Source organism: Aeromonas sp. HMWF015 (assembly GCF_963878965.1).
Lineage (GTDB): Bacteria > Pseudomonadota > Gammaproteobacteria > Enterobacterales > Aeromonadaceae > Aeromonas > Aeromonas veronii.
The window spans coordinates 11,266-20,236 of sequence record NZ_CAWNZT010000201.1 but is presented as its reverse complement, the minus strand read 5'-3'; the positions used below and the strand labels follow the sequence as shown (position 1 = coordinate 20,236).

General features: G+C 59.0%; 7 protein-coding genes. 5 read left to right on the top strand and 2 right to left on the bottom strand.

The features are described 5' to 3' along the window. Nucleotides 1-44: 44 nt before the first annotated feature. Nucleotides 45-1,109, bottom strand: a complete 1,065-nt coding sequence (locus AACS18_RS10940; RefSeq protein WP_108614250.1) for an adenosine deaminase — start codon at nucleotides 1,107-1,109, stop codon at nucleotides 45-47. A 197-nt stretch (nucleotides 1,110-1,306) separates the two neighbouring features. On the opposite strand from AACS18_RS10940, the gene AACS18_RS10935 reads away from it, so the two are divergent. From AACS18_RS10935 to AACS18_RS10915, 5 genes are all read left to right on the top strand, one after another. Next, nucleotides 1,307-2,056 carry an HAD-IIA family hydrolase gene (locus tag AACS18_RS10935; protein WP_005337281.1) on the top strand — a complete coding sequence of 250 codons (750 nt, stop codon included), beginning with the start codon at nucleotides 1,307-1,309 and terminating at the stop codon, nucleotides 2,054-2,056. A 54-nt stretch (nucleotides 2,057-2,110) separates the two neighbouring features. Next, nucleotides 2,111-3,685, top strand: coding sequence for a cation:proton antiporter family protein (locus AACS18_RS10930; protein ID WP_108614249.1), 1,575 nt, complete (start codon nucleotides 2,111-2,113; stop codon nucleotides 3,683-3,685). 130 nt (nucleotides 3,686-3,815) lie between these two features. Then, entirely contained in the window at nucleotides 3,816-4,184 is a 369-nt protein-coding gene (locus AACS18_RS10925; RefSeq protein ID WP_108614248.1) for a cupin domain-containing protein, read from the top strand. A 192-nt stretch (nucleotides 4,185-4,376) separates the two neighbouring features. Further along, nucleotides 4,377-6,041 carry an asparagine synthase B gene (gene asnB / locus AACS18_RS10920; RefSeq protein WP_108614247.1) on the top strand — a complete coding sequence of 555 codons (1,665 nt, stop codon included), beginning with the start codon at nucleotides 4,377-4,379 and terminating at the stop codon, nucleotides 6,039-6,041. Nucleotides 6,042-6,289: 248 nt separating this feature from the next. Beyond that, on the top strand, nucleotides 6,290-6,814 hold the full coding sequence (locus AACS18_RS10915) for an acyloxyacyl hydrolase (RefSeq protein WP_108614246.1): 525 nt from the start codon (nucleotides 6,290-6,292) through the stop codon (nucleotides 6,812-6,814). A gap of 161 nt (nucleotides 6,815-6,975) precedes the next feature. On the opposite strand, the gene AACS18_RS10910 is transcribed toward AACS18_RS10915, so the two are convergent. Then, nucleotides 6,976-8,472 carry a C69 family dipeptidase gene (locus tag AACS18_RS10910; protein ID WP_108614245.1) on the bottom strand — a complete coding sequence of 499 codons (1,497 nt, stop codon included), beginning with the start codon at nucleotides 8,470-8,472 and terminating at the stop codon, nucleotides 6,976-6,978. Nucleotides 8,473-8,971: the final 499 nt, after the last annotated feature.

Below are 8,971 nucleotides of genomic sequence, written 5' to 3'. Positions count from 1 at the left end.
CTCTTTATATAGTGCATGTCATCTCGACTTCATTGGCTCCTGACTCAATGCAGGATCACCCCGTGGGTCGCGGCATAACTGCGGATCTCCCGGGTCAGCCTCGCCTTGTCGGCCAGAGAGAGCCAGCTCGCCTCCACCGCATTGAGCGACAAGCGGCAGAGCTGACTCATGGTCGCGCCAAGGCCATCGGCCAGCGCCACAAAGTTGGCATTCATATAGCCACCAAAGTAGGCAGGGTCGTCCGAGTTGATGGTGACGCAGAGCCCCTGCTCCAGCAGCCGTAACACATTGTGCTGGACCATATTGCCGAACACCTTGAGCCGGGTGTTGGAGAGGGGGCAGACGGTGAGCGGCAGCCGGGTATCCGCCAGATAGCGCAGCAGCTCGGGATCGTCTGCCGAACGCACTCCGTGATCGATGCGGCATACCTGCAGCTCGTTGATCGCCTGCCAGATGTAGTCGGCAGGCCCCTCTTCACCTGCATGGGCCACCACCGGCAGCCCCAGCTCGCGGCATTTGGCAAAGACCCGGGCAAACTTGGTCGGCGGATTGCCCTGCTCCCCCGAGTCAAGGCCGATGCCGTGAATGCGTGACAGGAAGGGCGTAGCCTCTTCCAACGTCGCAAAGGCATCCTCTTCGCTGAGGTGGCGCAAAAAGCTCATGATAAGGCGCCAGCTGATGCCAAACTCCTTCTCCCCGGTCTGCAGCGCCCGCTCGATACCGCCCAGCACAGTAGCAAAGGGGACACCGCGAGCGGTGTGGGTCTGCGGGTCGAAGAAGATCTCCACATGCACCACCTTGTCGGCAGCGCAACGCTCAAGGTAGGCCCAGGTGAGGTCGAAGAAATCCTGCTCGGTCACCAGCACGCTGGCACCGCGATAGTAGAGGTCGAGAAAGGATTGCAGGCAGTCAAAGTCATAGGCGGCGCGTACGCTGGCCACATCGGGCCAGGGCAACGGGATATTGTTGCGGCGACCCAGCTCAAACATCAACTCGGGTTCGAGGCTGCCCTCGATATGCAGGTGCAGCTCCAGTTTCGGCAGTCCGGCGATAAATTGCGCGGCGGTGAGGTGTTCGGGTGTGACTGGCTTGGGAATCGGGGTGTCCATAGCGACGGCTCCATCAGCAAAGTGATCCGGCGTCAGCCCCTCCACCAGACTGACCCGACAGCAGCTTTATTGTGCACCGAAGTGGCGAGACAGGGGAGACTTGTCATCAAACAGACTTATAATGGCGTCACAAAAATCATAAATGATTGAACATCTTAACGATTGGCGGCTAGCCTGCGCCCTGACAAGGAGTTTTCATGAAGAAGAACGTCATCTGCGATATCGACGGTGTCATCCTGCACAACAACGATCTCATCCCCGGTGCCGACCGTTTCGTCCATCGCCTGCTGGAGCAGGGTAGCAAGCTCTTGTTCCTCACCAACTACCCGGCCCAGACCCAGAAAGATCTGCAAAACCGCTTCCGCTCCGCCGGGATCGAAGTGCCGGAGGAGTGCTTCTATACCTCCGCCATGGGCACCGCCGACTTCCTCAAGCGTCAGGATGGCAAGAAGGCCTATGTGATCGGTGAAGGGGCGCTGACCCACGAGCTCTACAAGGCCGGTTTCACCATCACCGACATCGACCCGGATTTCGTAGTGGTGGGCGAGACCCGCAACTACAACTGGACCATGATGCAACAGGGAGCCAAGTTCGTCGATCAGGGGGCCCGCTTTATCGCCACCAACCCCGATACCCACGGCCCCATGATGCACCCGGCCTGCGGCGCCCTGTGCGCCCCCATCGAGCGGATGACCGGCAAGAAGCCGTTCTATGTCGGCAAGCCAAGCGCCTGGATCATCCGTGCGGCGCTCAACCGGATGGAGGCCCATTCCGACGACACCATCATCATCGGCGACAACCTGCGCACCGACATTCTGGCGGGCTTTCAGGCCGGTCTCGAGACGGTGCTGGTGCTCTCCGGGGTGAGCAAGGTCGCCGATATCGACCGCATGCCGTTCAGACCGAACCACATCTTCGACTCCGTGGTCGACATCGATATCGTCTAATCACCACCCAAGCGTTAAACAGGGCAGGTCTCTCCTGCCCTTGCAGGATCTGTTATGGAACCCATTCTGATCGCCGTGGCCTTTGGTTGCGGCATGGTAGTCAATCTGATTGGCCTGCCCCCCCTGCTCGGCTTTCTGGCCGCCGGTTTTATCCTCAACGGCATGGGATATCAAAATACCCCCGCCCTGAGCGAGGTGGCCGATCTCGGCGTCACCCTGCTGCTGTTCACCATCGGTCTCAAGCTCAATATCAAGACCCTGATGCGGCGCGATGTGTGGGGCACTACCAGCCTGCACCTGCTGCTCTCCACCCTGCTCTTTACCGTAGTTCTGCTGGTCTGCAAGGGACTGGGGCTTGAACTTGCCCTCTCGCTGGACTGGAAACTGGCACTGCTGCTGGGCTTTGCCCTCTCCTTCTCCAGCACCGTCTTTGCGGTCAAGGTATTGGAAGATCGCAGCGACATGAATGCCCTCTACGCCCGCATCGCCATCGGGGTGCTGGTGATGCAGGATGTGTTCGCCGTGGCGTTTCTGGCCTTCTCCAGCGGCAAGTGGCCCAGCATCTGGGCGCTCTGGGTACTGGGACTGCCGCTGCTGCGCCCGCTGCTGTTCAAGCTGCTGGAGCGGGCCGGTCACGGCGAGCTGCAGGTGCTGTTCGGAGTCTTTCTGGCACTGGTGGTCGGGGCCGCCGGTTTTGAAGTGGTCGGCCTCAAGCCGGATCTGGGGGCTCTCATCATCGGCATGATGCTCGCCTCTCATCCGGCTGCGGCAGGGCTTGCCAAGGCGCTCTTCAACCTCAAAGACCTCTTTCTGGTCTGCTTCTTTCTCACCATCGGCCTCAACGGCCTGCCGACCCACGACACCATGTTGCTGGCACTGGCGCTGGTGCTGGCTCTGCCGCTCAAAAGCGTTCTCTACTATCTGGTCTACAGCGGCGCCCACCTGCGGGTGCGTACCGCCCTGCTCTCGACCCTGGCGCTCACCAACTTCTCGGAGTTTGGCCTGATCGTCGCCGCCATCGCCGCCAAGGCGGGCTGGCTCTCCCACGAGTGGCTGGTGGCAGTCTCGCTGGCACTGGCGGCGAGCTTTATGATCTCCGCTCCCCTCAATGCCCAGAGCGAGCGCATTTATCACCGCATCGGCCACTGGCTGCGGGGATTGCAGGCGAGCAACCTCCATCCGGAAGACAGGCCCATCGAGCTGGGCGATGCCGAGGTGATCATCCTCGGTATGGGGCGGATCGGTCAGGGGGCCTACTTCGAGCTGGAGAACAAGTACGGCAACGTCATCCTCGGGGTGGAGAACGACAGCGAGAAGCTGCCCACCCTGCGTGCCCAGGGGATGAACGTCATCGAGGGGGATGCCACCGATACCGACTTCTGGGACAAGGTGCTGCTCTCCAATCAGGTCAATCTGGTGCTGCTGGCGATGCCCCACCACTCGGGGAATCTCTACGCCATCGAGAAGCTGCGCAGCCACGGGTTCAACGGCAAGATCGCCGCCATCGTCCGCTTCGAGGATGATATCGCCTCCCTACAGGAGCAAGGGGTGGATGCTGTGTTCAACGTCTACAACGAAGCGGGCAGCGGCTTTGCCCGCCATGTGATCCGCCGTTTGCAGCCGCTCTGATCCTGCGGCTAGCGGCCCTTGGCAAGGGAATGTGCATCGTTTAAGTTATGCACAACCTCGTTTAATAAAACGAACAAACGTGGGGCCAAGATGGCCCCGCTTTCCTATCTGCTGAAGCCAAGGATGCACCATGAAGACCCTCAACGACTGGATCCTGCTCGATCGCCACGAAGCAACCCCTACCCCGCTGATGCCCGCCCCCGATCGCATTAAAGGGGGCAACCCGGCGCAAACGGTCTGCAACCACTACTCCGACCCCAGCCAGCAGTTTCATGCGGGCTTCTGGAGCTGCGAACCCGGCCGCTGGGCCATTCACTACACCGAGCACGAGTATTGTCAGCTGCTGGAAGGGGATGTGGTGATCCACGACAGTCAGGGTGGCCAGCTTGCCCTCAAACCCGGCGATCAATTTGTCATTCCGGCAGGCTTTGTCGGCGAGTGGGAGACCCTCACCCCCTGTCGCAAGGTTTATGTGATCTTCGAACCCGCCGCGGCTTGACGCTCACGTCACCCTGTCCCGTTGCTGCAGCCCGTATCCTGTTGATCTGCTTGACGCTTACGGCATGATTTTCTGCGGTTTTCCCGCTTGCAAAAGGTTTTTCCGCTAGGCATTGTGTCTGACGAGGAATGTAAATGGAATTTCGAGCCCGGACGTGGGGGGCTCATATAAAAATCAAGAGGATTACCGCCAATGTGTTCTATTTTCGGCATTCTGGACATCAAAACCGACCCGGCTCTATTGCGTAAATCGGCGCTGGAGATGTCCAAGCGACTTCGTCACCGCGGGCCTGACTGGTCCGGCGTCTACAGCTGTGACAAAGCGATTCTGGTGCACGAGCGCCTGGCCATCGTCGATCCGGGCAATGGCGCCCAGCCGCTCTACAACCCCGAGCGCACTCACGTCTTGGCCGTCAACGGCGAGATCTACAACCACAAAGAGCTGGAGAAGAACCTCAAGGTCGACTTCCAGTTCCAGACCCAATCCGACTGTGAAGTGCTGCTGGCCCTCTACAAGGAGAAAGGCCCGGCGTTTCTCGACGATCTCAACGGCATCTTCGCCTTTATCCTCTATGACGCCGAGCAGGATGCCTACCTGATTGGTCGTGACCATATGGGGATCATCCCCCTCTATACCGGTCGCGACGAACACGGCAACTTCTATGTCGCCTCCGAGATGAAGGCGCTGGTGCCGGTCTGCAAGAGCGTCGAAACCTTCCCGCCGGGACACTACCTCTGGAGCAAGGATGGCGAGCTTAAACAGTGGTACCAGCGCGACTGGATGGAGTACGGCGCAGTCGAGCACAACGTCAGCGACAAGGCCGAGCTGAAAGCCGCGCTGGAAGCGGCGGTCAGACGCCAGCTGATGTGCGACGTCCCTTATGGCGTGCTGCTCTCCGGCGGGCTGGATTCGTCGGTGATCTCCGCCATCACCAAGATCTACGCCGCCCGTCGGGTGGAAGACGATGGCAACAGCGAAGCCTGGTGGCCGCAGCTGCACTCCTTCGCCGTGGGGCTGGAAGGCTCACCGGATCTCGCCGCCGCCCGTAAAGTGGCTGACCATCTGGGCACTATTCACCACCAGATCCACTTCACCGTGCAAGAGGGTCTGGATGCCCTGCGGGATGTCATCTATCACCTCGAGACCTATGACGTCACCACCATCCGCGCCTCCACCCCGATGTATCTGATGGCCCGTTATATCAAGGCGATGGGGATCAAGATGGTGCTCTCCGGCGAAGGCTCCGACGAGCTGTTCGGTGGCTACCTCTACTTCCACAAGGCGCCCAACGCCCGCGAGTTCCACGAAGAGAACGTGCGCAAGCTCGCATCACTGCATCTCTATGACTGCCTGCGCGCCAACAAGTCGATGGCCGCCTGGGGTGTGGAAGGTCGCGTGCCCTTCCTCGACAAGGAGTTCATGGACGTGGCGATGCGCCTGCAGCCTGCCGACAAGATGTGTGGCAAGGGCAAGATCGAGAAACACATCCTGCGCGAAGCGTTCGAGGAGCTGCTGCCCCACGAAGTGGCATGGCGCCAGAAGGAGCAGTTCTCCGACGGCGTAGGTTATTCGTGGATCGACAGCCTGAAAGCCATGGTCGAGACCGAAGTGACGGATCAGATGTTCGAAGCAGCGGCGTTCCGCTTCCCCATCAACACTCCGCTCACCAAGGAGGCCTACTTCTACCGCGCCATCTTCGACGAGCACTTCCCGCTGGAAGCCGCCGCCCGCACCGTGCCCTACGGCAAGTCGGTCGCCTGCTCCACCCCCACCGCGCTGGAGTGGGATGCCAAGTTCAAGGAGATGGCCGACCCGTCCGGCCGCGCCGTGATGGACGTGCACCAGCAGGGCTACTAAACCCGGACGGAGCAACCCAAACGCATAACGTCAGATAGCAAAAAGCCCTTCACCATGGTGAAGGGCTTTTTCATGTCCCCGCGGTCACGCCTGCCAAATCACATCAGACCATCGCAGATAGTTGATTTTTCATAAATATTTAATTTTTTTACCGAGTGACCATGCATTGACAGGGAGCGCGTCGATTGACTATGCCTGAAGGGTGATCCACAGGATCACCACGATGGCAACAAGGATCGGGAGGGGGCATGGACGCTAACACTCTATCAAGGATTGGCCTGCTGACAGCACTGCTCGTCAGTCCGGCTACGATGGCCAATGACAATATCGTGGTACTGCAGCTTGGCAAAGCCTTCAGCAATGAAAAGCTCGACATCAACATCGCCGATGCCAAGTTCCACCACATGTTCTGGCGCTGGGGAGACTCGGTCTGTCAATTTGGATTGGGAGTGCGTGTCGGTACCCTCAAGGTAGAAGATGAAGAGACCGCCAGACTGGGGGGCGGCGCCCGTATCGAATGCCAATGGGGTAACTGGGTGACCTGGCTCCCCGGCGAAATGGTCTGGCTCGATCAGTACCAATTTGGGACTCGCGGCCACGGCTACAAGTATTACGGTGGCCCCTTCCAGTTCGCCCTGGGTATCGGCCTCGGTTACACCATCACCAAGAATTGGCTGATCGGCTATCAGTATGAGCACATGTCCAACGCCTATATGTATGACAAGAACCCGGGGCTGGACAGCCATACCCTACATATCGAGTACCGTTTTTAGCCAAACAGCTGCCACTGCTATACATGCAAAAAAGCCTTCACTCCCGTGAAGGCTTTTCGCTATGTCGTCTTCTGATAACAAAGGTGACAGTAAGAAGATCGCCATACTGAGGAAATGGATGACGACATGCTCTGCCGTACCACCACATCATGGGGGTGCAATCAGTCCTTTTTCGCCTTGTTGGCGAAGAAGATATCGGCCTGAATATCCTGGGTGCGCACCGCGAAGATCTGGTTGGTCAGATCGTCGGTCAGCGTTTCGGCCTCCTGCATCACCCGCAGATTGAAACCGTTGAGCATGCTGTTGGCGACGGCCTTGTCGGTTTTGACCGTTTTCAGATAGCTGGCTTCCATCTCTTTCTGCTCTTTGGCGATCTTCGCCTCCCAGCTCTGGTAAGCCTGCTTTACTATGGGTGCCAATTTGGGGTAATCGGTCATCACCAGGGTCTGCAGCTTGCGATATTTCCAGTAGATGGAGTCGCTGTCGGCCTTGTCGCTGCCCATGGCATAGTGGGCCGGATAGGCTGCCAGACCGCTGTAGTAGGGAACGAAGGCGGTCAAGTCCGCCATGCCGAGGCCCACATAGGTCACCTCCCCCACCTCACGCGGCATCCAGGGGCGCACCTGCATCACGTGAGACTCGTAAGTGCGGAACACACTGACGGGGCGCCACGGCTCCTGACCGTTCAACCCCTTGCTGTAGGGATCGTGCTCGGTCCCGTCATAGTGATTGCGCAGCACTGCCTTGACCTCCTCCAGCGTCATCTTCTTCTCGGGGGAGAGGGTGACCGGGAACTGGCGACCGGCATCAACCGTCTGCTTGAGCGAGGGGTTGAACATCTGCTGGATGGTCCAGACCCGCGGATCGTTATAGGTGCGATCCCGCTCGTCATCGCGGGTATAGGCTTTCGAGAAGTTGAACGCCCCATCCTTTTGCGGATGGTAGAGCCCCTTCTCGGTGGCAAATTCAATCAGATTTTTCGAGCCCATCATGTCGGCACTGGCCGGATCGTACTGCTGCAGGCGGCCCTGATTGCCGGTGGCAAAATAGTGATTTTTCGGCAGACGCTGCGCCATCCAGTGGTGGCCGGTGGCGGTCTCCAGATACCAGAGCTCGTTATCATCCACCACGGCGACGCCAAATCCCTCTCCCGCGCCTATGGTCTCGATGATGTTGCCAAGTAACGTGATCGCCTCGCGGGCCGACGTGGACCGGGAGAGCAACACATCGGGAATGTCATCCTCGGTGATCCCCTTATCTTCCACATAGGGGTCAAAGGCGAGCGCTTCGGGTGAGGCAAAAATGGACTCGGTGCCGCTCACCCCGACTCCCTTCTCGTTGAACCCGGTGGCGCCGTGCAGCTGGGTCTTCCAGTTCGGTACTGTGGTATAGCGCAGGGAGTTTTTCGGCAAGGGATAGCTGAAATCATTGGCGCCGTTGTGGGCCTTGGAGCTGTGCATACCGCTCTGCCCCTGCTTGGCCGGATGGATCACGAAATACTGGGCTTTCAGGGCATCGCTGTCGGCGCTGCGGGCCACCATCATGGAGCCATCGGCGCTGGCTTCACTGCCGACCAGCAAGGTGGTACAGGCGAACGCCGACGAGAAGAGAGCAAGGTTGATGGAGAGTGCGACGACGCACTTTTTGAAGGAATGCATGAGATCTCCTTGTTGCACAGAGTGGTTGCAAATAAGCGGTGGCGCGCCAGTCAACCTGCCGCTGTCACAAGGGATCTGCGCGGTGACACGGGCCGGACAGTGCGGGCCATCAAACCGTAAACACGAAAAAGAGCAGTGCGGATAAACCGTGGAAACCAGGGAGGTAGCCAAGGCCCCCTGATAGGCGACCTGTGCGCATTTCTGCTTTCCGCTGTTCCGCTGTTCCGCTGTTCCGCTGGCGTGGCGATACTAGGCCCAATCAACTGACTTGAGTGTGACTGGCAGCCCAAAACACCGACAATAAAGACTCAATCGATGCAAAATATTGATAAGTGTGACAAGTGCAGGATCCTTGGCGACATTCAGCCGTCAACACGAGGCACGCAAGGCGCATACAGAAGGGAAATAAAGAGATGAGGAGATATAACGCGCGAGATGGCGTGCTGACGCCATCCCGCGATTCAAGTCAGTAGGTCACTGCGCATCCGGCTGGTTGGCG

Bases quoted from the DNA above. Each gene is read 5' to 3' on its own strand.
- AACS18_RS10935 (WP_005337281.1), top strand. From the start codon at position 1,307: ATGAAGAAGAACGTCATCTGCGATATCGACGGTGTCATCCTGCACAAC.
- AACS18_RS10925 (WP_108614248.1), top strand. From the start codon at position 3,816: ATGAAGACCCTCAACGACTGGATCCTGCTCGATCGCCACGAAGCAACC.
- AACS18_RS10930 (WP_108614249.1), top strand. From the start codon at position 2,111: ATGGAACCCATTCTGATCGCCGTGGCCTTTGGTTGCGGCATGGTAGTC.
- asnB (WP_108614247.1), top strand. From the start codon at position 4,377: ATGTGTTCTATTTTCGGCATTCTGGACATCAAAACCGACCCGGCTCTA.
- AACS18_RS10940 (WP_108614250.1), bottom strand. From the start codon at position 1,109: ATGGACACCCCGATTCCCAAGCCAGTCACACCCGAACACCTCACCGCC.
- AACS18_RS10910 (WP_108614245.1), bottom strand. From the start codon at position 8,472: ATGCATTCCTTCAAAAAGTGCGTCGTCGCACTCTCCATCAACCTTGCT.
- AACS18_RS10915 (WP_108614246.1), top strand. From the start codon at position 6,290: ATGGACGCTAACACTCTATCAAGGATTGGCCTGCTGACAGCACTGCTC.